The following is a 21,135-nucleotide window of genomic DNA, read 5'->3' as shown; positions in this document are numbered from 1 at the left end:
TTTGCATCTGCATCTGTTGATATTGTTCCATTTGTTGTTGAATCTAATCTTCCATTTGCTCCCATTATCAAATCGGAACTTAATGTTAAATTATGTTCATTGAAACTCAATGTTCCACCGAATGGAAACTTTGAAACATAAGATAAATTTACTGGAAGAGTTAAACCTGCGTTGAACATACAATCAGAATTTGTAAACTCTATGCTGTATGGACTGATATAAAATGGACTATAAATATCACTATCTAATTTCACATCATCAAGCCAAATTTTGCCTGATGCATCATTAAATCTGATTTTATTTGTTGCGTTAACCAAATCTAAATTTTGCAGAGAAACTGTTGCCCCACTATCAACAAACAGCTTTGTAGCTGTTGCAAGAGTTAATTGATTATCTTGTCCATTTAAAATTACGTTATTCAATGTAATGTCGCGATTTAAGTTCAAATCACGTCGAAGCAATGTGGTTACATTTTTTAATGTTATTGAAGTTGTACCATCAAAGGTTGCTGAATCCAAAATCATAGTTTCATGATTAAAATCTATAGGAGTAAGCGGATCATTAAACGCTGCGCCATTTTTAACATCCAAAATTCCAGATTCTGATGTATCAAATGATTCTACACCTGCATTCATCCATGTTATTCCACTACCAGCAGCAAGATGTAATTTTGCAGATGGTTCAATTGTTAAAAAACAATCATTTGCAGCTATTCCACATCCGAGCGTAAGTGTTGTATCACCATCTATGGTAGATTCACCTCGAATTACTAATTCACCATTGGTGAATGTAAGGCCGCCGGGTATGTTTGCATATAAAGTTGCATCACTCAATATTAATTTTCCAGAGCTTGAAGTAGTTGAATCAAAAATAATAGCAAAAGTATCACTAATTGCTTCATCAAACTCAAGTTTTACACCATCTCCAATTTCTAGTGATGCATTAGCTTCTATTCTTAAATGATTAATAAAATCCGCAGGGCTTACCGTAAACCTTTTGCCATAACCATTTATTTTGTTTGCTCCACGAATTGTCCAATATCCATGTGTATATGTATAATCTCCAGACAAATTCAATGTACAATTTTGCAATGTTAACGATGATGTAGAATCATACATTATAATTCGTCCAGTATTATCATTACCTTGCAAATTATTTAAAATAAAATTCTTCAAAAGAACTGTTTGGCCAGAGCCGATTTCTAATGCATTTAAACTTAAGTCCATAGTAGACCCATTGCCATCCAGGACTAGTGTCGCGTGCAGTAATGCAAAACTCTGTAGCAGAAAAATCCACAAAAATATTTTCTTCATCCTCTACTCCTTTTTTAATATTAAAAAATACAAAATCAATTTACGCGTCTATAAATTCTGCAAAACCTGAAATTGAGCCAGGCACCACCCATAATAGAGGTGCTTGTAAATTATTCCCTACTATTTTTACATTATCCAAAATTACCTGATTTGCGTATATAGCATTTATCCACCCGCTATGTAGCCCTCTCAAAGTCATATTCCTTAAAGTTAAAGAATCACTACTTTCATCCACAGCAATCATCCCATCTATAGAAAAAGACATCCCACTGCCATCAAAAATAAATTTATTATCAATAAATAAAGTTTTCCCAGGAGAAATCCATTGATCTTTTATAAATCGAATTACAGCAGTATCATCACTTTGAGTTGCATTCGGAAGAGACGTGGATAAAGTTGCATCTGCACTCTCAATTTTAAGACTTCCTGTGATAACCAACTCACCACCACCAACTATCAATGGTGTATAAATTAGACCGCTTCTAGGGTTATTTAAAATCAAATCTCCAATTGATCCCCCAAACAACCCTATACTTGCGCTACAAGTATTATCTGTGTACACACTAACAGAACCAGTAATAGAACCACCCCAAATTGAATCCCCATTCTTTCCAAGCCATATACTATCATTTATAAACTGATTGACCCGAATTCCGGCCTCAGCTGGCTCCGCAGATATTGTTTGAAAAAACAAAAAACTAAAAATTAATAATTTCTTCATCATATTCATTCTCCTTTTTATAAAATACTTACCCAAATATTAAAACTACAGGCATTGCTTTTTATGCAAAATAACAACTTTTGCTATTGTATTATTTACAAAAAATAAAAAGCAATAATTTTAATAAAACTACTCTTCACCCATTCCAATTATTCTAAAAACGCCACGGAAATCTTTTGTTTGGCTTAACGGCTCGACAAGAACATTCTCTACTTTTGATCCTTTTGTTCCTTTGTATAAAACATCTATAAATTCATCTAAATTTGTTGATTTTCCACAAATAAGAATATTTACCGAACCATCATTAATATTTTGAATAGTACCTTCAATGTCAAGTTGAGTAGCTTGCGCTTGCACATATTTGCGATAGCCAACAGCTTGAACTTTTCCAGTAACTAAAATTTTAAGACATCTCCTCATCACTACCTCTCTTAAAATAAAAATCTTGCAGTAACATATCAAACCTTTTTCATCAATGTCAAAAAATATAAATAAAATTATTATTATGATTTTAATTCATAACTTTAATTTTATAATTTGTTGTACAGATCTGTATGTTTTTCGAACATGAAGCTATCTTTGAACATTTCTAAATTGTCTTCAAACTGCGAAAAATTTTTGCGCAAATTTTTATTGATAATTAATTTTTTCAGATTTTGTTTGAAAATTTCTTTGTCATGCAATTTTGCAACAAATCCATTTTTTCCACTTTCAATGATTTCGCCTACTCCGCCAACTTCATACGAAACGACTGGCAACTTTGCAAATCGTGCTTCGACGACTGAACATGGTAAACCTTCTTTGAGCGAAGGCAAAACAAAAATATCCCAGTTTTTCATCAGCACCGCAACATCTTCCCGCCAACCCAAAAGCTTGATTTTGTTTCCCAATTTTTCTTTTGTAATCCATTCCTGATAACCAACTCGAAATTTACCATCGCCAACAATTTCCAAATTTAAATCAAAATTTTCATTTAATTTTTTATCAAGCTCTGCAAAAATCTCAAGCAGTTCTTGAATATTTTTCAAACCCTTCAGACAAGAGACAACACCCAAAGTTATTTTATTTTTGCCTTCAGTTGCTTTGTCAAAATTTGTTTTGACTGTTGGAGCAAAATTTGCAAAATCCACAGCGGGATAAATTATTGAACTTCGCTTTTCAAAATTTGGATATATTTTTTTACAAATTTCAAAATCTGCTTTGGATACACAGATAAAATGTGTGGTAAAAAATCCAGCAAACTTTTCAACTAGTTTTATCACAAGTTGAATCGGCTTTGGCTGAAATTCATTAAAACTTAAACCGTGAATTGTATGTACTCTCACTTTCACACCGGCAAAGAATGCTGCAAATCTTCCAAAAACTCCCGCCTTTGGCGTATGCGTGTGAACTATCAAATTTGAATATTTTTTCTTTAATTTTCGCAAGATAAAAATCATTTGAAAAAAAGCTGCTAAATCATAAAAAACAGCTTTGAGACCAATCGCATGTTTAAAATTTCTGAGCAAATAAACATTTTCGAAATCTTTTACCGAATCTGCAAAACCGCCACCCTCCCCCGCTATTAACGATGCACCGTTAACTTGACCGCTTTGCTGCAAATTCTTAAAAATAAGAAGACAAACTTTTTGAGCGCCGCCCAGATCAAGTCTTGTAATAATATGTACAACATGCGGATTTTTGTTTTTCATAAAAACCCTCTCCCTTCAAAACCTCAATATTTTAAAAACTTTTGATATTTTACCATTAAATTTATTTAACCCCTCATTTAATTTGTTGCAAATTTTAACCTTGAATTATGTTACATATTGTCAAAAACAACAGCTTTATTTAAAAAGAGTAAAAATTTAGTTTTGTACATATTTTGTAGTTAACTGGCAATTTCGCACAAAACTACAAAAAACATACTATAATTACTACTTTTAAACATTCAACAATCTACATCTTTCTCCACTTTTTGATGATTTTTCATAAAAAACCCTATTTTTCTGGTAAATACCACCAAGACCCTATTGCCCATTTGCATTAAAATCTAAGCGCTTTAGGCTGATAAAACATAGAATGTAAAATTGGCTATTTTAGCTAGTTTTTAAGTTTAGTTTAATAACAATCCAAGGGGGATTATAAATATGTTTAATTTTAAAAAGACGATCTTAACACTAACACTTGCAGGAACAATTTTCGCAAGTACAGATGTAAATGCAATAAGTTGGAATACATTTTCTTTGACGAGTATAAAAGAAAATGCTAATAAAGCTAAAGAAAAAGTAACTTCAATTGCCACAACAGCTTGGAACTGCAATCAAAATAAAATAATTAGAACAGTAGGAACTGGCCTACCAGCAATTTATCTTTTTACTAAATTTGCAAGTAGCAATACGGGAAAAGCAATCGGAAATTTATTGGGATCTACAACAGCGGCTACCGCAAATGGCTTAGGCTCAGCGCTTTCAACTTCCTCAAACGCGTTAATATCTGCTTGCACATCTAATAGCGGTAAAATTACAATAGCAATAGCAGCTCTTTTATTCTTTAACAGAAGTTTATTTTCTGCAGCAGCAGAACCTGCGCACGAATAAGACTCTAATATAATTTAAATATTAAAAATAAAAAAAGAAGGGACCTAAAAAGTCCCTTCTTTTTTTATCCTAACCTTTCATGCAAAACCATTTTTTCTGCTATTTTTTGGAAAAGAGGAGCTGCTGTCTCTGATGCCCAGAGCGATGCGCTTTTTGGCTCTTTGATAAATGTCACAACAACTCGTTTGTAATCACCTTTTTCTACAATACCCGCAAATGTGTAAATATGTTTCGTTTTGGAATAATGTCCATGATCTAGCAATCTTGCCGTTCCTGTTTTTCCCATAACTCTAAAGCCGCTCACTTTGTATTTCTCACCAATTGTTTGCAAAATATCTTTAAGCTGCGAAATAGCCCTGTCGCTAAATAATTTTTCACCTTTTGCTTGCACCGATTTAGAATCTTTTTCATCTAAAACTATTTTAGGCCGAACATCATAGCCTTCATTTGCAATTATGGAAAAAGCTCGCGCAATTTGCAGCAATGTACCATTAAGTTCATAACCAAAAGAAAGAACAAGAATAGATGATCGTGACCACTTGCCTGGAGGATTTACAAAACCGGACCGCTCGCCAGGAAAACCTAAGCCGGTCAAACTACCAAGTCCTAACTTTCTATAATATTTGTAAAGATCTTCGCCGACCCTTTTTGCAACTTTTGCGGTTCCAACATCACTTGAATGTTGTAGTACTTCACTAAACGAGATTTTTCCTACAGATTTCCAGTTTGTTACAAGAAAATGGTCAATGTAAGTTGATTTCCCCTCACAATCAATTATTTCCTCTGGAGTTACAACTCCTTTTTCGAGCGCGGCAAGAGCCAAGAACGCTTTAACAACCGAACCGAATTCAAAACAGTCGCTAATTATCCTATTTTTCGTATCTTCCAAACTTTTAATTTCTTCATTTGGGTTTGCAGCTGGATAACTTACCATAGCCAAAATTTCACCATTTTGCGGATTCATGATAACAACGGCACCCTCTTTTGCCCCGATACTATTTATAGCTTCTTCGAGTTCTGCATTTGCAAGTGCTTGCAGCTTTTCATCAATTGTTAAATGCAAATCTTTACCAAGCAATCCATCTTCTTCTACCATTTTTGTAAAATAATATTTTTTTGCTCTTGCATCTTTTTCAGCTTTTATCATTGCAGCCGATCCAGCAAGTTGACCATTATAAAGTAACTCAAGTCCAGATATTCCTTGATTATCAATATTTGTGAAACCGATAAGCGGCGCAAGAGAAACTATTGGATAAAATCGCTGGTTTTCTTCTATAAAATTAATATCTTCCGTTTTATTTTTTTCCAAAAAGCTCAACTTTTCTTCGGACAATTTACGCTCAACCCAAAAGAATTTACGTTTAGGATAATCATTTATTTGTTTATAAACTTTTGGATAATTTTTGTGCAAAAACTGCATAGTCTTTTCTTTTTCCCGAAATTCATGAGGCGCAACAAATGCAGATTTTACTTTTTTGTTGTAAGTCAGAGGGAAATTATTCCGATCGAAAATTTGGCTTCGTGGAGGAGTGATAAAAAATTGAAAATCATACTGCTGACTAGCCATGTTTGTAAAAAATTGATTTCGTACCACTTGCAGAAAAAACAACCGCGCTATTACTAAAAAAAATAGTAAAACAAAAAACAAAAAAACAAAAAACACTCTAATTTTAAAATTAGAAACGGCACTCCGATCCTTAAGCATTTGGCCCTCCATCCACTTTTGATATTTCTGAAATTAATAAGAATTTGTTTAGGGGCACTCGCGCAAACCCAAAATCGTTTTTTGCTTTTTCATAAACAACTTTTGGATCTCTTAATTTGTTATAACGTACAAGTAAATTATTTTTTTCATTGGTTAAAAGGTCTACTTCTCTCTCTATTTTTTGTTTTTTGTACAAAATTTTAACAATCAAATTATGCTGATAAATCTTAAAGAAAACTAAAAAAACATTTAAACCAATGAAAACAAGAAAAAAAGATTTTCTGTTCATAAATTCTCCTTTTTATTTTAAGCTTTAAACTTAAGCTACAAATTTGATACAAATTTTTCTATAGATTCAGTTAATAAAGGAGATTTAAATGAAGTTCATTAAATCAATTTTTTCATTTTCACTAATTTTTTTGTTTTTCGGATGTTCAAATTCGACAACAAAAGAAATTAAAACAGAATTCGATACAACAAATCTAAAAAATGATTCCAATATTCATGAAACAATAATTTTGGGCGGAGGTGTTGGCGGGCTAACAGCTGCGATCGATCTAGGACTTGCAAGCTATAAACCCCTTTTAATCATGGGTGAATCTTTAGGCCTGCTTACACATTCGACATCTGTACACAACTGGCCAGGCGAAGTCGAGATTTCCGGTATAAAATTAATGGAAAAAATAAAAAATCACGCACTCAAAGTAGGCGCCAAAACAAAAATCGAAAAAGTTTACAAAGTAGATTTCTCAAAATGGCCTTACACCATCTACACCCAAGATGTGTCAAACGAAAATCAAAAATATGAATATCAAGCGTTGTCATGCATTATCGCAATGGGTTCGACTCCAAATTTTTTAAACATTCCAGGCGAGAAACAATATTTTGGCAAAGGAGTATCAACATGCGCAGCCTGTGATGGAAGCTTATATAAAAACAAAACCGTTGCTGTAGTCGGTGGTGGAGACTCCGCAATTGCAAATGCACTTTACTTATCAAATGTTGCTAAAAAAGTTTTAATTCTTGTCCGAAGCGAAAAACTAAAAGGTAATTATTCAAGAAAAAACAGCTTGCTATCAATGCAAAACATAGAAGTTTTATACAACACGGAAATAAAAGAGATCAAAGGTGATGGAAAAAATATAAAATCAATTTCAACATTTAATAAATCAACTCATTCGCAAAAAACTTTTGAAATTGATGGATTATTTCTTTCAATCGGGTCAAAACCAAATAGCGAAATATTTCAAAATCAACTTGAACTCGACCAAAGTGGATATATAAAATTATTTAACTTTCAAGAAACATCCAAAAAAGGAATTTTTGCCGTAGGCGAAATCTCCGACTACAAATTTAGACAAGCTACAACGGCAGCAGGTGATGGTAACAGAGCGGCGCATCAAGTTATCGAATTTTTAGAAAATATTGGATATAAAAAACAAAAAGAATCTACGCTTGCAGACAAAACACCTCTCTCTGTTGCGCAAGCAGAAGAACAAATAGCAAAAGAAGAAACAGTAACAGAAATTCACTCACAAGAACACTTTGAAAAAATACTAAAAAATACAAAAGAATTAATTGTTGCAGATTTCTTCTCATACACCTGTCCACCTTGCAGACAGATGATACCTGTGTTCAAACAACTTTCAATGGATTTTGACAAAAAAGTAAAATTTGTAAAAATAGATGTCAAAGAAAATTCGGCGTTAGCAGTAAAATATCAAATACAATCAATCCCTAATTTTATATTTTTTAAAAATGGAAAAATTATTAAACCGATTATTGGCTCACGAAGCTATGAATCTTTCAAAGAGGAAATTGAAAATTTAATAAAATGAAAACACATATAGTCATTGGTTCCTCCGCAGTCGGCATAAGCGTTTTATCTCAACTGCGCAAGTTAGATGCAAACTCAAAAATCATTTGCATCACCAAATCACAATTTTACCCATACAACACATGTTTGCTTGCGGATTATTTGACAGGTGAAAAAACTTTAGAAGATATCACAATAAAAGATGAAAAATTTTTCACTGAAAGCAAAATCGAATATTTAAAAAATAGTAATGTTACAAACATCGATACCAAAAATAAATTTGTAATTTTGCAAAATAATCAAAAAATATTTTTCGATACACTAACACTTGGAGTCGGCGCAAACAATATCATCCCATCAAATGTAAATATCCAAGAAAATATCGGAATATTCTTTTTCAAAACACTAGAAGATACAAATCACATTTTACAATTTATAAAAAAAGAAAATTGCACCACCGCAACCGTTTTGGGTACAGGGCTAGTTGGAATGGAAATTGCAGAATCACTTTCTAAACTTGGACTAAAAGTAAATTTGATAGGACGCTCTAACCAATTAATGTCAAAACTTCTTGATAACGACGCGGCAGAAATAATTGAAAAAAAATTACAAAATAAAAACATAACTTTTTATAAAAATGAAACACTCGAAGATGTAACTTGCGAAAATAACAAAATCAAAAAAGTTAAATTGCAAAACAACCAAACAATTTCAACTGACTTATTGATAATCGCATCTGGAAGCGCTCCGAATCTAGATTTAGCACAAAACAGCGGAATTGAAATCTGTGAAAAAGGCATAGTCGTTGATCAATTTTTTCAAACAAATATAAAAGATATTTATGCGGCGGGAGATGCCATAGCTGTCAAAGATATTTTGAGTGGAAATATTATCTCAAGCTGCACCTGGCCGGATGCAATAATGCAAGGAATACTGATTGCAAATTCAATCACAAACAAAAGAAAAGAATACAAAGGAGCATTAATTTCTTTTAGCAGTAAAATTTTTGAAACTTATTTTGCAAGCTGTGGCCAAATCGCAAATACCCCATCAAACTTTAAACATATCGTAAAATCTGATGGGATAAACTATTATCGTAAATTTTTATTGCATGAAAACAAATTAAAGGGATTTTTAATTTTAAATAATAATCCAATTAATTTTGGAATTTATCGTAAAATGATTTTAGATCAAAAAGAAATTTCCGAAAGTAATCTTTTATAATTGTCTTTGCTTAAGCAAATCAGCTTTGCCTTCAAGAAAAATCATATCTCTATCAATCTGCTTTAAATATTCCATTATCACTTCAGAATAATCTGGATGTTTTAGCGCAAGTGCAATATTTGATTTCAACCATTCAATTGTTGTTCCAGTGTCATACCGTGAACCTTGCACTTTGTACGCAAATACTTTTTCACCATTCAAAATTAAACTCTGAATTGCATCTGTAAGCTGAATCTCTTCACCAACACCAAACTCTGTACTTTCTAAAACTTCAAAAATTCCTGGTGACAAAATATATCTTCCAACTATCGCCAAATTTGAAGGAGCATCGATAGCTTTTGGTTTTTCAACAAGACGTTTAACTTGAAATAAATTTGTAGAAATTTGTTTTTTGATTTCGATCACACCATAGCGCGAAATGCAATCCATTGGCATTTCTTTGACCGCTATAACATTACATTTTTCTTGTTCTGCAACTTTTGCAAGCTGCGCAATTGCTGGAAGTGGACCTAAAAAAATATCGTCCGGAAGCAAAACTGCAACATGCTCTTTGCCTACTGCATGTCTCGCGGTCCAAACAGCATGTCCAAGACCAAGTGGCTCATGTTGCCGGATACTTGTAAATTCTGCCATTCGCATAATTTTTGAAAGCGCATCAAGATATTTTTCTTGTCCTCGCTCTTTAAGCATATGGTCTAATTCATGGTTTGAATCAAAATGATCTTCGATTGCTTTTTTATTTTTACCCGTAACTAAAATGTAATTTTTTATACCAGATCGAACACCCTCTTCAACTACCCACTGAATAGCAGGCTTATCAAGAAGAGGAAGCATTTCTTTGGGAATAACTTTTGTAGTTGGTAAAAAACGAGTACCTAAACCTGCAGCAGGAATTATCGCCTTTTTTATCTCCATCACTCATCCTTTTTTTAGTTTTTTATTAAATTTTAAAATTGTTCTAAAAATCTAACTTTGCCACTGTGGAACAAACGAATATCATTTACTCCATACTTAAGCATAGCTAGTCGAGTTAGACCAAATCCAAATGCAAAACCTGAATATACTTCAGGATCAATACCACCCGCTCTCAAAACATTCGGATGAATCAAACCGCCAGGAAAAACTTCTATCCATGTAGATTTTTTACAAACGGAACATCCATTTTTACAAAATGGACAACGTGCATCAATTTCGAATCCTGGTTCGACAAAAGGGAAAAATCCAGGACGAATTCGAATGTCCAAACTTTTTTTAAACAACGCTTCTAAGAATGTTTTTGCTGTCGCAAAAAGATTTGCAACTGTAACATTTTTATCAATCAAAAAACCCTCGCATTGCATAAACATATAATCATGAGTTGCATCGGTTGCTTCATGCCTATAGCACCTGCCAGGAATAACTGCTGCAATCGGAAGCTGTTTCGACTCCATCGTTCGCACTTGAACAGGAGAGGTGTGAGTGCGCAAAAGATAATTTGGTAAATTTACCCAAAATGTGTCGTACATATCTCGCGCAGGATGTTCTTGCGGAATATTTAAAGCTGTAAAATTGTAATGTTCTGATTCAAGCTCTGGACCATCTAAAACTTCATATCCCATCGAAATAAAAATATTTTCTATTTCTTCTATGACTTGAGTATATGGATGAAGCGAACCTTTATTTGCATCAGTTTTATAAACAGAAAAATCAAAGTTTTGTTTTTTTAGATCAGCTTTTTCAATTTCACTTTTTAAAATTAAAGTTTCTTTTTCTTTAATTTTACTTTCAACATCGGATCTAAAACTATTTAAAAGCGGACCAATTATTTTTTTATCTTCAACAGATAGATCTTTTAGTTGTGACAAAATTTCTGTGATAAAACCTTTTTTACCCAAGAAAGAAATTCGAATTTTTTCCAAATCTTTTGATGCAACAGCAGCTGCTAGCTCCTGTCCGAACTGTACTTGAAGTAATTCAATTTTACTCTTTAAATTCCCCATCTAAAGCCTCCAACGAATAGTTGCAACGTTTTCAATTTATCGGCGTTAGAGAAAATTTTAACACTTAATAAATAAAAGTTGTACTTTTTTATATTTTTTATAAAACTTAATTTGTTTTTTATTTTTCAAAAAAGAAAGGTCCCATATGTGCGATTGTAAAATAACGCTTTTAACTAGCCCTATTCAAATAGAAGGTATTTCTATCAAAACAACTAATCAGAATAATCAAGCACAAAAAGATTTAGGAATTTTATGGAATAAATTTCTTAGCGAAAATATTCCATCTCAAATTACTAACAAATTAAATGAAAATATTTATGTGCTTTACACCGACTACGAAGGCGATTTTACAAAGCCATATAAATGCGTCATAGGATGTGAAGTTAAAACATCTACAGAAAATTCTACGCTCTCTCACAAAATTATCCCTTCAGGCAATTATGCTTTTTTCAAAGCAGAAGGCAAAATGCCAGACGAACTTATGAACACTTGGCAAAAAATTTGGAACTCTAACCTTGATAGATCTTATATCTGCGACTTTGAAATTTGGAAAACGATCGACGGCAAAACTGAAGTAGAAATTTATATCGGATTAAAATGACAAAGTTTATAGAAGTAATTACAACTTTTGAAAAAATAGAAGAGACCAAAAAAATCGCCACTATGATCATCGAAAATAAGCTTGCAGGATGCTGTTCTATAAAATCAATAGAAAGTATTTATAGATGGGAAGGTAAAATAGAATCAGCACAAGAGTTTCAGCTAACAATAAAAACAAAAGAATCTCTATATAAAGAACTTGAAGATTTCATCGTTAAAAATCATTGTTACCAGACACCTCAAATAATTGCTCTTCCTATTGTTAATGGTTTTATTGCTTATCTAAACTGGATTGAGAAAGAAACAAAATAAGAGATTGATCATCCCTTAATAATTATTCCTATTTTTATTATTCTTCTTTCTGTTTTAAGTTTGTTTTTATCTTTAATTTTATTTCTGGCTGCTCCCGCAGTGGGGCAAGGAGATTTTGTCGCAAAAACCTCCTTGCATCCTCCATGCGCCAAAAGAGCACTTTTGGATTTCCTTACGCCTGAAACTCCCGCATCCAGCTTCACTGGACTGCGGTTCTAACAGCCAGGCTAATTTGGAGTTTACATTCTTATTTTGGACTTACGGCCTTTATATATTTTGTAAAATTCTGATCCAGCACTACCTGTTTGAGTCGGAGTACAACGTAGTTGTATCCCGGCGAGTTTAGTGCTGTAGAGATTTTAAAGAAACCTCTTTAATGTGTGATTGCAAAGGGTGCACACCCACCCATTGCCGCACTGCGCGTAGCAGCTATAGATAAAATAAATAAAATAGAGAAGCGGCAGAAGAATAAAAAACAAAATCAAATAACAAATGTTAAAAATCGAGATATAAGGAAGGGGTGATCAACCCCTTCGCTAAACTTTTATTTGACAACAATTAATTGTATTTGTAATCTTGGCTCTATAATTTGAAATTTCAGATTATTTAAGTGCCGAAGTAGCTCAGGTGGTAGAGCAACAGACTGAAAATCTGTGTGTCGGCGGTTCAACTCCGCCCTTCGGCACCATCTATTTAAAATAAAAATCTAAATTAATCTACTTGATACATCCTCGAAATGAATTTTATCCTCTATAGGAAAACGTTTGATCGTTCCTTTTACAAATTTAATCTTTTTTAAATCCACTACTTTGATATTCATATCATTGTAGGTTCTGTAATAAATTTTTAGATTTTTTAAGTCTGTAAAAGTCTCCCACTGAGTATATTCAAAAACAGTTTTACCATCCTGAATACCGTAAGTCATCCCCTTGGTAATAAAGAAAGTATTGAGAAGTCTAATCGCATTTAAAACAGCCTCTTCACTATTTTCTACAGGCAAAGCCCAAGTTTTCAAAAAAGCAGCTCTGACAAATCTTGAAGGCGAAGTCCAGTCTCCAGGCAACCCTCGCATACCACTGGCAGTAGAAAAAGGAGTAATCTTTAAATCTCCTAGCATCATACTTTCAGCATCTTTAGCTGTAACATTCATATAATTTTGTAAATTAATTAAATGCCAATCAAAAGAAGGTGCATTAGTAGCAACGCCAACAGGATTTTCAAAAACTTTAATAACACCATCTTTAGGCTCAATGACCACACTTCTTCCAGTCTTATCAACAACAAAATAATGAAAAGGAAATTCTTTACCAACTGATTTGCAAATAGAAGAAACAATTTTTATTTTTTTTAAATTTACAATCACATCATCGATTGTTGCACAAATGGACAAAATCCAAGTTCCAACTTCCCATGGTGCTAATATTTTAGAATTATCTTTTGGATCATGTTTTTCAAAACTTGTAGATGCTCTGAACATAAGACCTGAAAAAGTTAAACCCCTTTCATTGACTCCATCACCAACCATAGGCAAACCAAAACCATCTAATCCTAAAAAATTATATTTTGTTTCCCACTGTAGCCCAACTCCGCCATCAGGCAAAGTCCCTACAAATTTATAACCTTTTGAAACAGCAATAATATTTGAATTTGCAGAAATACTAAATTCATTTGAACGTGCTTTTACAACGGTACCGTCTTTAGCTTTAATGATGAAACTAGTACAAGCAAATATTTGCTCATTCAAACACCCCAAAATCAAAAAAATAAATAATAATTTCTTCATCACTCATCCTCCTATTTAAAAAATTAACTAACCACAATCTAACAACTACCAGATAACTTCCCACGAGACCTTGTAATATTTAATGTCACCACATCGCAAGCTAAACCATTTAATTGTTGTATTAAAGTAATCAATATGTGTGTGTTTATATATTTAGGGCTATCCATATTTTTAGCCAACATATCAGTCAATACCTCTTTTATAGCTTTTAGAGTTGCACAAACAGCTTTTTTATTATCAAACCCTTTTTCAAGAAGCTTTAATGCATCTATGGTGCACCCTACTCTTTCAAGCTCCCCATCTTTTTTCTCTTTCTTATTGTATTCAGAAATCAAAGTTAAAATGATTTCCTTTTTCGCATCTTCATTTAATGAAAAAGAAAATATTTTTTGAAATTTTTCAACCAATGGTCCACTTTTAATTATGCCAATGCTGCTCACAAATAAAAATAGACTTAAAATTAATATTTTTTTCATAAACTTCCTATTTCGCATTAAATATTAAATTATTAAAACTTCATTCAAAGGCGAATTTGCTTTTTATTGCAACAATTTTATAATTATCTAATTGTTTTTACGAAATAAATTTATTTTTGAGGGCTTTTTACCATGTTTGGATTTCTATCACAAAAATTTTCTGGCGTTTTGAGTTGGTTGAAAGATAAAGGAAGATTAACAGAAGAAAATGTTGAGCAAGCACTTGCACAAGTTAAAGACGCATTACTCGAAGCTGACGTTCCCTACGAAATCGTTGATACCTTTTTGCAAGAAATAAAAAGTGAAGCAGTAGGCCAAAAAGTAACCACAACACTAAATCCCGGTCAACATTTCATCAAAATCGTTTACAATAAATTGCTAAATTTCCTTGGCGGTGAATCTAGCGTAGCAACATCTTTTCAAATCCCATCAGTCATTATGGTAATGGGTTTACAAGGATCTGGTAAAACAACAACCATCGCAAAGCTCGCACACTGGTGCCAAAAAGAAGCTCAAAAGAAAAATAAAAAAAGAAATATTTTACTAACATCCGTCGACTTTTATCGCCCCGCAGCTATTGACCAACTAGAAATACTTGCTAAAAAAGTTAATTGCGTTTTTTTCAGAGCTCCCTCCACAGATCCGATCAAAGCGGCCAAAGAAATTTACAATCATTTCAAAAACAATGGCTTTGAACATCTATTCTTGGACACGGCTGGAAGACTCCAGGTTGACGAAAATATGATGCAAGAGCTGGTACAAATCGAAAAAATAATTACTCCAAAATACAAAATTTTAGTTTTAGACATCATGACAGGACAAGAATCACTTCGCGTTGCTAAAACGTTTGATGAAAAAGTTGGCTTTAATAGCGCCATTTTGAGCAAAATGGATAGTGATGCTCGCGGCGGAGCTGCGTTTGCATTCCGTTATGCGCTCAAAAAACCAATCTCCTTTGTCGGATTCGGTGAAAAAATTGAAGATTTAGAATCATTCATACCTCAGCGTATGGCTTCACGAATTTTGGGAATGGGTGATATTTTAACATTAATAGAAAAAGCTGAAGAAACAATCGATACCAAAAAACAAGATGATTTCTCAAAACGATTGTTTGAAGGTAATTTCAACTTAGAGGATTTCGCAAAACAGATTGAATACATTGACAAAATGGGATCATTAAAAAAGATAATGCAATATATTCCTGGAGTTTCACAAATCCCAGCGGACAAGCTTGACTCAGGGCAAAAAGAGATGAAAATCTTTAAAGCTATAATCTCTTCAATGACCAAAAAAGAGAGAATTTGCCCACAAATATTAGATGCTTCTAGAAAACAACGAATTGCAAAAGGCTCAGGAACTAGCGCTCAAGATGTGAACCAACTTCTTGCCAGATTCGAGCAAAGTAAGCAATTTGTAAAAAATTTCAAAAAAATGGGGAATTTTAGAGGATTTTAAAATTTTTGACCTAAAAATCTTGAATCGGGTACAAAATTTTGAAATAAATAGTTTTTTAAATTAGAATATGAAACATGTTATTAAAAACAAACACAATTACTAAATTTACGAGGATTTTAAAATGGCTGTAAAAATACGTTTAAGCAGAATCGGTAAAAAAAATACCCCTTGCTGGAAGATCGTAGCAATGGATTCTAGAAAAAAAAGAGATGGCGCATACTTAGACAATCTTGGCACATACGACCCTATCAAAAAAATAATTGTACAACTTCACTTAGACAAGCTTAATGAATGGGTTTCCAAAGGCGCACTTTGCTCCGACACAGTTAAAAAAATTATCAAGCTTCACAAAAATCAAACTGCTTAATTTTTCGTTTAAAACAAAAACCAAAAATTAAATTTAGGTAAAAAATGTTAAAAGATTTGATCGAATCAATCCTCAAAAAACTGGTCGATCACCCAGATAAGATATCAATCAAAGAATCTTTGGTAGATCACACAATTCACGTAGAAATCAAAGTAGCACCAGAAGATCTTGGCAAAATCATTGGTAAAGAGGGAAAAATGGCGCGAGTCATCAGAACTCTTGCACATTTAACAGCAGCTCAACAAGGCCAAAATGCAACTTTGGATATTTTAGAACAAGCCAAGGACCCAAAATAGTGCAGATTTCGATCATTACGGTTTTCCCTTCATTTTATGAAAACTTCCTAAAAACTAGCTTGGTCGGTCGCGCTATTTCAAATAATCTTGTTAGATTCAACATTGTCCAATTCTCCTCCTTTTGCGAGCCCAAAGAACGCATTGATGAACCTTGCGTAGGCCCCGGGGCTGGAGTCATTATCAAACCTCAAATTGTTGAAAAAGCTATAACAAGCTGCGAAAAGCAGTTTGGAAAAGCATTCAAAATATTCTTTTCCCCACAAGGCAAAGTTTTAGATCAAAACATTTTAAATAAAATAGCAAAAGAAACCACATCTAAACCTTCCAACGAAAACGATGAAAAATCACAAAAGGGACATATCATTTTAGTTTGTGCTCGATATGAAGGTATGGATGAAAGAGTAGAAACATCTTTTGCTGATGAGATTATCTCAATCGGCGATTATGTTTTGATGGGCGGAGATTTACCCGCTCAAGTATTTCTTGAAGGTTTTCTACGCTTAATTCCTGGAATCGTTGGTAAAGCGGAATCGGTTGAAAAAGAATCATTTGAAGGTCCCTTTTTAGATTATTCCAATTTTGGACTTCCAGAAACCTGGAACAATCAAGATATTCCCGCTGTTCTACGTAGCGGAAATCATGGTGAAATCGAAAAATGGCGAAGCGAAAATGCTACTCAAAAAACCATCTTAAAGCGATTTGACTGGCTACGTAAAAATGTAAAAAAAGAAGAAGATATGGCACTCGTTTCCAAATTTATACCTTCGCATTATGTAGCGCTTATGCACTCAGATGTTGTTGTAAAATCTAAAGGATGCGGCGACACATCAATCACATCAATAGACATCCATGATATAGCAAGATCGGCAGCAACATATGGAATAAAAAATTACTTTGTAGTTTCACGGCTTGAAGATCAGCATATGATTTTGGAAACTTTTCTAAAATTTTGGAAATCACCTGAAGGTAAAAGCTACAATTTTTCACGCTACAATGCAGTATCGAGAGTAGAGCCTACAAAATCTCTAGATGAAGCTCTCCAAAAAATAGAGACTATCGAAGGCAAAAAGCCAATTTTGATAGCAACATCTGCCCAAAGCCACTCAAAAGTTCCAATGGTTGATTTTTATTCGCAAGGCAAGATTTGGGAACAAAATAGACCAGTTTTGATAATTTTTGGCACAGGACAAGGTTTAAGCGAAGAATTATTAGAAAAATGTGACTATATGCTCGGACCGGTTAGAGGCATTCCAAACTATAACCATTTATCGGTAAGATCCGCAGCCGCTATAGTTTTAGACCGATGGCTTGGAATTAATGAAATATCGCAACAATAAGCGTTTTTTTTAATATCACAAGCTCAACTTGATAAATTAATTAAACAAATATATATTACTCATTATTTACTTTTAAATTAGAAATTTATTTGATTTTTGACAAAAGGAATTTGCATGAAAGCGCGCTTTCAAACTAAAGAAACAATTTTATATTCAGATTTAGAAAATAGAAACTTTCCAACATTCAACGTTGGTGACAGCATCGACGTTTCACTCATCGTAAAAGAGGGTGATAAAGAAAGAATTCAATTATTCAGCGGCGATGTTATCGCAATGCATAATAACGGTATTTCAAGCACTTTCACAGTAAGAACAATCGCTTCCAACGGCGTTGGCGTAGAAAAGATTCTACCTTACTACTCACCAATCATCAGCGGAATCAAATTAGTCAAAAAAGGTGTCGTTCGAAGAGCAAAATTATACTACATTCGTAAAAGAGTTGGTAAAGCTGCTCGAATTCAAGAAAAAGTTCTTACAAGAACTCAAAAAGAGCACTTACAAGATTAAAACTAAAAGTTTAGGGCCAATAAAAATTGGCCCTTTTTAATTTGTGAAAATAAAAATGAATAAAATTTATAAAAATTTAATTAGTTTTTCACTCTTTGTACTTCTTATCACATTCTCTGCATGCAAACAACAACACAAAACCGATTTAACAAAAATAAAAAACAGCTCTAAAGAAAAAGTCACTGAAACTGTTAATCACCCAGACATTCCAACACCATTAGGTTTTCATTTTATAAATAAAACTTCAAAGCAGGATCCCGAAAAAAACACAACTATAACAACTTTCAATTACAAGGGCAGCCAAAATCTTCAAGCAGTTTTGGAATTTTACAAGCAAAATCTTAACCAATTTGGATGGGAAACAGAAAATCTATCTACAAATGATAAAATATTAATAACTTGCTACAAAAATAAAAAATCTTGTGTTATTTCTGCACATAAAATAAGTGGTAAATATAAAACATCACTTTCTATTGTTCTAAAAACTGAAAATCCAAAAGAAAAAGGCTCCAATAAGCCTCAACAAGAAGAAGACCTAATAAATTCTAAAAAACTAAATAAAAACTTCATTAGTCCTTCAGGATATTTATGCTAAGTTTCATTTTTAAAGTAATAATATTATTTTTGGCAATAGCGCTAATAATTCCTATGGTTTACTTATCTTTGGTAAAAATCATTCATAAAATCTTCAAAAAATAATATCGCTAAATTTATTCTTAATGACATATTCAATTTCTCACAAAAATTTCTTTAGCCATTTGTAAAAATTGAGCTCTTCTTTTATCTGAAGGATGCCGAAACTGTACGAAAAAATCTTCATATTTCAAAGTTGAAACAACTTGAGAATGTTGTTCAAAATATTTAGATACTACATCAAACATATCTCCTTCAAAACAAGCTAGAAGATCGGCACGTTTTTCAACTTCAAAAATTATCAACATTTTAATGAATTTTAAAGAGTCAATGACTGTAGAAATTTTTAATTTTTCTTTTAAATCATCTTGCGAAAACTGTTCTAAATATTTATTACCTTGCTGATAAAACATAAATCTCTTAATAGGGTCTTCTAAATAAGATTTAATTTTATCATTTGATATTTTGCTCATACATTGTTGTAAATCAATATTTTGTATAGTGTATTTTTCATAGTATTGCATAAACAATTTTATTAATTCGGTTAAAAAAACATCCCAACAATCTTCATGCAAATTATGTTCTATTTCATGGCCGAATGAAAAAATAGGAATAATTTTATCTTCATACAATGCAAAATGTTCTATTAAAATAAGTCCCAAATAAGATTTAAAATTTACTTTTGATTGACTTGAATCTGGAGCATAAAAAACTTTTATTGAATCTATATTTTTTTTACGCAAAATATCTAAAACAAAAACTTCGTCTTCCAAGCTCAATTTTAAAAAAGGATCAGTTTCTAAAATTGGTATTAATCGCTGTGACAATGTTTGTAATTTTTTATACGTTTTGCATTTAGCAAGTTCTATTATTTGTTTGACTTCGGCAGAATCGGTAACCACCGCATTTACTATTTCCAAAAAAGACTTAAATAATTCCTTTATAATTTCGTTTAAATTTTTTTCAATAATTTCTCTATAACCATATTCTTTATATTTTTGTTCATTTTTCATTGACACAACATGTTCGAAAACTTCATCAATAGAATCTTGTAACGTCTCTAAAAATTTAATCGATTTTAAATTCCCATGAAAAAGACATGCTAGAAATAGTACTTTAAAAAATAATTTCTTTGATATATTCATCCTCACCCCCATTTATATCGATATTATTATAATTAATAATATTTGGAGTTGAATATACAAACGAAATATTGTGAAAATCTGCTTAACAAAACAATGCTCAACTTAAAATAAAAAAGAAGGCCTTAATTTTTTAAGGCCTTCTTTTTTATTTGAAAATTAGAATAAATTTAGTTCTTTGCTAAATGCTCCGCAATCTTGTTAACTTTTCCAGCTCCAATGGTTAAAAGCAAATCATTTGGCTGCAAAACATTTCGAACATCCGCTTCAATCTCTTCATATGTGACAGCAAATCAGAATTCGCATTTAATATTTAATTAAATATATTCTTATATGGAATAACAATCTCCCGGTTCAACAGCTTGTCTAGCCTGCTCTAATTTAGAAATTTGTTTTTCTATCTTGCATTTCAGTTCTGATATCCAGGATTCAATGCTACTAAAATCCTGCTCAAGTGGCGAACCTTTCATATAACCAACCACAATGAAAATTGCAAAACCTGTTCTACTACCACTGCCAACAGCATCATCTGTAGCCCAATGTGAAGCAAACCACTTGCGACCTTTTTCTTCTGTAATATTCAGCATGTCTGCTAAAGATTCGCACATCTCTTCATCAAGCCGGGTTAACTCACTAGATATATGAGCAAGTGATTCAATATTATTCATATCGTAATGTTCCAACTCTTGTGAAAAATTTTTTAAATCAAATTTTTCACAAATTTTTAATACAAAATGGCTGTTGAAACTTTCGCCTGTAAAATGGAAAACTTTCCTAAACTCAATCACTTCGAGCCTTTCTTGCTCATTCGCAGATCTTCCCGCATTAACAAAATTTCCGCTTGCAATAAATAATGTTACCACTAAAATAATTATTTTTTTCACAAAATG

At 32.5% G+C, this 21,135-nt stretch carries 24 protein-coding genes and 1 tRNA gene; 12 read left to right on the top strand and 13 right to left on the bottom strand.

What is annotated here, in order from left to right; all coding sequences use genetic code 11:
• The 4 genes from DEA20_01705 to DEA20_01690 all read right to left on the bottom strand — a co-directional run.
• Window positions 1–1,313, bottom strand: a 1,313-nt coding sequence (locus DEA20_01705; GenBank protein HBS47895.1) for a hypothetical protein, incomplete at its 3' end; no start/stop codon positions are given.
• Window positions 1,314–1,353: 40 nt separating this feature from the next.
• On the bottom strand, window positions 1,354–2,037 hold the full coding sequence (locus tag DEA20_01700; GenBank protein ID HBS47894.1) for a hypothetical protein: 684 nt from the start codon (window positions 2,035–2,037) through the stop codon (window positions 1,354–1,356).
• Between the two features lie 126 nt (window positions 2,038–2,163).
• Window positions 2,164–2,454 (bottom strand): acylphosphatase, encoded by a 291-nt coding sequence (locus DEA20_01695; GenBank protein ID HBS47893.1) that lies wholly within the window; start codon window positions 2,452–2,454, stop codon window positions 2,164–2,166.
• Between the two features lie 110 nt (window positions 2,455–2,564).
• Window positions 2,565–3,725: a hypothetical protein gene (locus DEA20_01690; protein HBS47892.1), complete on the bottom strand. Its 1,161-nt coding sequence runs from the start codon at window positions 3,723–3,725 to the stop codon at window positions 2,565–2,567.
• Between the two features lie 438 nt (window positions 3,726–4,163).
• Between DEA20_01690 and DEA20_01685 the strand changes: the two genes are divergently transcribed.
• A complete protein-coding gene (locus tag DEA20_01685) occupies window positions 4,164–4,613 on the top strand; it encodes a hypothetical protein (GenBank protein HBS47891.1) in 450 nt (149 codons plus the stop codon).
• A gap of 64 nt (window positions 4,614–4,677) precedes the next feature.
• Here DEA20_01685 and DEA20_01680 read toward each other — a convergent pair whose 3' ends face one another.
• Window positions 4,678–6,330: a hypothetical protein gene (locus DEA20_01680; protein ID HBS47890.1), complete on the bottom strand. Its 1,653-nt coding sequence runs from the start codon at window positions 6,328–6,330 to the stop codon at window positions 4,678–4,680.
• Window positions 6,311–6,607 (bottom strand): hypothetical protein, encoded by a 297-nt coding sequence (locus tag DEA20_01675; GenBank protein ID HBS47889.1) that lies wholly within the window; start codon window positions 6,605–6,607, stop codon window positions 6,311–6,313. The genes DEA20_01680 and DEA20_01675 overlap by 20 nt, the downstream gene beginning before the upstream one ends.
• A gap of 88 nt (window positions 6,608–6,695) precedes the next feature.
• Here DEA20_01675 and DEA20_01670 point away from each other — a divergent pair, with 88 nt between their 5' ends.
• Both DEA20_01670 and DEA20_01665 read left to right on the top strand, forming a co-directional pair.
• Window positions 6,696–8,156, top strand: coding sequence for a hypothetical protein (locus tag DEA20_01670; protein ID HBS47888.1), 1,461 nt, complete (start codon window positions 6,696–6,698; stop codon window positions 8,154–8,156).
• Window positions 8,153–9,358 (top strand): hypothetical protein, encoded by a 1,206-nt coding sequence (locus DEA20_01665; GenBank protein ID HBS47887.1) that lies wholly within the window; start codon window positions 8,153–8,155, stop codon window positions 9,356–9,358. The genes DEA20_01670 and DEA20_01665 overlap by 4 nt, the downstream gene beginning before the upstream one ends.
• Here the strand turns inward: DEA20_01665 and galU are convergent.
• Entirely contained in the window at window positions 9,353–10,273 is a 921-nt protein-coding gene (gene galU, locus DEA20_01660; protein ID HBS47886.1) for a UTP--glucose-1-phosphate uridylyltransferase, read from the bottom strand. The two genes, DEA20_01665 and galU, sit on opposite strands and share 6 nt — an antisense overlap.
• 32 nt (window positions 10,274–10,305) lie before the next feature.
• Entirely contained in the window at window positions 10,306–11,337 is a 1,032-nt protein-coding gene (locus tag DEA20_01655) for a phenylalanine--tRNA ligase subunit alpha (protein HBS47885.1), read from the bottom strand.
• 145 nt (window positions 11,338–11,482) lie between these two features.
• On the opposite strand from DEA20_01655, the gene DEA20_01650 reads away from it, so the two are divergent.
• Window positions 11,483–11,938, top strand: a complete 456-nt coding sequence (locus DEA20_01650) for an AraC family transcriptional regulator (protein HBS47884.1) — start codon at window positions 11,483–11,485, stop codon at window positions 11,936–11,938.
• The gene (locus DEA20_01645) at window positions 11,935–12,249 is read left to right on the top strand and encodes a hypothetical protein (protein ID HBS47883.1); all 315 of its coding nucleotides are present in this window, start codon (window positions 11,935–11,937) and stop codon (window positions 12,247–12,249) included. Before DEA20_01650 ends, DEA20_01645 begins: the two co-directional genes overlap by 4 nt.
• Before the next feature lie 8 nt (window positions 12,250–12,257).
• On the opposite strand, the gene DEA20_01640 is transcribed toward DEA20_01645, so the two are convergent.
• Entirely contained in the window at window positions 12,258–12,452 is a 195-nt protein-coding gene (locus DEA20_01640; GenBank protein ID HBS47882.1) for a hypothetical protein, read from the bottom strand.
• Between the two features lie 409 nt (window positions 12,453–12,861).
• Between DEA20_01640 and DEA20_01635 the strand changes: the two genes are divergently transcribed.
• Window positions 12,862–12,937 (top strand) — tRNA-Phe (locus DEA20_01635).
• Between the two features lie 18 nt (window positions 12,938–12,955).
• Here the strand turns inward: DEA20_01635 and DEA20_01630 are convergent.
• Window positions 12,956–14,032: a choloylglycine hydrolase gene (locus DEA20_01630; protein HBS47881.1), complete on the bottom strand. Its 1,077-nt coding sequence runs from the start codon at window positions 14,030–14,032 to the stop codon at window positions 12,956–12,958.
• Window positions 14,033–14,070: 38 nt separating this feature from the next.
• Window positions 14,071–14,508, bottom strand: coding sequence for a hypothetical protein (locus DEA20_01625; protein HBS47880.1), 438 nt, complete (start codon window positions 14,506–14,508; stop codon window positions 14,071–14,073).
• A 132-nt stretch (window positions 14,509–14,640) separates the two neighbouring features.
• Between DEA20_01625 and DEA20_01620 the strand changes: the two genes are divergently transcribed.
• The 6 genes from DEA20_01620 to DEA20_01595 all read left to right on the top strand — a co-directional run bounded on the left by DEA20_01620 (window position 14,641) and on the right by DEA20_01595 (window position 19,065).
• The gene (locus tag DEA20_01620) at window positions 14,641–15,963 is read left to right on the top strand and encodes a signal recognition particle protein (GenBank protein HBS47879.1); all 1,323 of its coding nucleotides are present in this window, start codon (window positions 14,641–14,643) and stop codon (window positions 15,961–15,963) included.
• Window positions 15,964–16,084: 121 nt separating this feature from the next.
• Window positions 16,085–16,330: a 30S ribosomal protein S16 gene (locus tag DEA20_01615; GenBank protein ID HBS47878.1), complete on the top strand. Its 246-nt coding sequence runs from the start codon at window positions 16,085–16,087 to the stop codon at window positions 16,328–16,330.
• 44 nt (window positions 16,331–16,374) lie between these two features.
• On the top strand, window positions 16,375–16,626 hold the full coding sequence (locus DEA20_01610) for an RNA-binding protein (protein HBS47877.1): 252 nt from the start codon (window positions 16,375–16,377) through the stop codon (window positions 16,624–16,626).
• The gene (gene trmD / locus DEA20_01605; protein HBS47876.1) at window positions 16,626–17,963 is read left to right on the top strand and encodes a tRNA (guanosine(37)-N1)-methyltransferase TrmD; all 1,338 of its coding nucleotides are present in this window, start codon (window positions 16,626–16,628) and stop codon (window positions 17,961–17,963) included. Before DEA20_01610 ends, trmD begins: the two co-directional genes overlap by 1 nt.
• Before the next feature lie 114 nt (window positions 17,964–18,077).
• Window positions 18,078–18,470, top strand: coding sequence for a 50S ribosomal protein L19 (rplS, locus tag DEA20_01600; GenBank protein HBS47875.1), 393 nt, complete (start codon window positions 18,078–18,080; stop codon window positions 18,468–18,470).
• A gap of 43 nt (window positions 18,471–18,513) precedes the next feature.
• The gene (locus DEA20_01595; protein ID HBS47874.1) at window positions 18,514–19,065 is read left to right on the top strand and encodes a hypothetical protein; all 552 of its coding nucleotides are present in this window, start codon (window positions 18,514–18,516) and stop codon (window positions 19,063–19,065) included.
• Window positions 19,066–19,198: 133 nt separating this feature from the next.
• On the opposite strand, the gene DEA20_01590 is transcribed toward DEA20_01595, so the two are convergent.
• Window positions 19,199–20,248: a hypothetical protein gene (locus DEA20_01590; GenBank protein HBS47873.1), complete on the bottom strand. Its 1,050-nt coding sequence runs from the start codon at window positions 20,246–20,248 to the stop codon at window positions 19,199–19,201.
• 326 nt (window positions 20,249–20,574) lie between these two features.
• Window positions 20,575–21,129: a hypothetical protein gene (locus DEA20_01585; protein ID HBS47872.1), complete on the bottom strand. Its 555-nt coding sequence runs from the start codon at window positions 21,127–21,129 to the stop codon at window positions 20,575–20,577.
• Window positions 21,130–21,135: the final 6 nt, after the last annotated feature.

This window comes from Candidatus Dependentiae bacterium, assembly GCA_003511165.1.
Lineage (GTDB): Bacteria > Babelota > Babeliae > Babelales > UBA12411 > UBA12411.
The sequence above is the reverse complement of the archived record's forward strand: the minus strand, read 5'-3'. Positions and strand labels throughout refer to the sequence as shown.

What these genes read in the sequence shown, in the direction of transcription:
- DEA20_01700 (HBS47894.1), bottom strand. Translation starts at nt 2,037, where the DNA reads ATGATGAAGAAATTATTAATTTTTAGTTTTTTGTTTTTTCAAACAATA.
- DEA20_01695 (HBS47893.1), bottom strand. Translation starts at nt 2,454, where the DNA reads ATGAGGAGATGTCTTAAAATTTTAGTTACTGGAAAAGTTCAAGCTGTT.
- DEA20_01690 (HBS47892.1), bottom strand. Translation starts at nt 3,725, where the DNA reads ATGAAAAACAAAAATCCGCATGTTGTACATATTATTACAAGACTTGAT.
- DEA20_01685 (HBS47891.1), top strand. Translation starts at nt 4,164, where the DNA reads ATGTTTAATTTTAAAAAGACGATCTTAACACTAACACTTGCAGGAACA.
- DEA20_01680 (HBS47890.1), bottom strand. Translation starts at nt 6,330, where the DNA reads ATGGAGGGCCAAATGCTTAAGGATCGGAGTGCCGTTTCTAATTTTAAA.
- DEA20_01675 (HBS47889.1), bottom strand. Translation starts at nt 6,607, where the DNA reads ATGAACAGAAAATCTTTTTTTCTTGTTTTCATTGGTTTAAATGTTTTT.
- DEA20_01670 (HBS47888.1), top strand. Translation starts at nt 6,696, where the DNA reads ATGAAGTTCATTAAATCAATTTTTTCATTTTCACTAATTTTTTTGTTT.
- DEA20_01665 (HBS47887.1), top strand. Translation starts at nt 8,153, where the DNA reads ATGAAAACACATATAGTCATTGGTTCCTCCGCAGTCGGCATAAGCGTT.
- galU (HBS47886.1), bottom strand. Translation starts at nt 10,273, where the DNA reads ATGGAGATAAAAAAGGCGATAATTCCTGCTGCAGGTTTAGGTACTCGT.
- DEA20_01655 (HBS47885.1), bottom strand. Translation starts at nt 11,337, where the DNA reads ATGGGGAATTTAAAGAGTAAAATTGAATTACTTCAAGTACAGTTCGGA.
- DEA20_01650 (HBS47884.1), top strand. Translation starts at nt 11,483, where the DNA reads ATGTGCGATTGTAAAATAACGCTTTTAACTAGCCCTATTCAAATAGAA.
- DEA20_01645 (HBS47883.1), top strand. Translation starts at nt 11,935, where the DNA reads ATGACAAAGTTTATAGAAGTAATTACAACTTTTGAAAAAATAGAAGAG.
- DEA20_01630 (HBS47881.1), bottom strand. Translation starts at nt 14,032, where the DNA reads ATGAAGAAATTATTATTTATTTTTTTGATTTTGGGGTGTTTGAATGAG.
- DEA20_01625 (HBS47880.1), bottom strand. Translation starts at nt 14,508, where the DNA reads ATGAAAAAAATATTAATTTTAAGTCTATTTTTATTTGTGAGCAGCATT.
- DEA20_01620 (HBS47879.1), top strand. Translation starts at nt 14,641, where the DNA reads ATGTTTGGATTTCTATCACAAAAATTTTCTGGCGTTTTGAGTTGGTTG.
- DEA20_01615 (HBS47878.1), top strand. Translation starts at nt 16,085, where the DNA reads ATGGCTGTAAAAATACGTTTAAGCAGAATCGGTAAAAAAAATACCCCT.
- DEA20_01610 (HBS47877.1), top strand. Translation starts at nt 16,375, where the DNA reads ATGTTAAAAGATTTGATCGAATCAATCCTCAAAAAACTGGTCGATCAC.
- rplS (HBS47875.1), top strand. Translation starts at nt 18,078, where the DNA reads ATGAAAGCGCGCTTTCAAACTAAAGAAACAATTTTATATTCAGATTTA.
- DEA20_01590 (HBS47873.1), bottom strand. Translation starts at nt 20,248, where the DNA reads ATGAATATATCAAAGAAATTATTTTTTAAAGTACTATTTCTAGCATGT.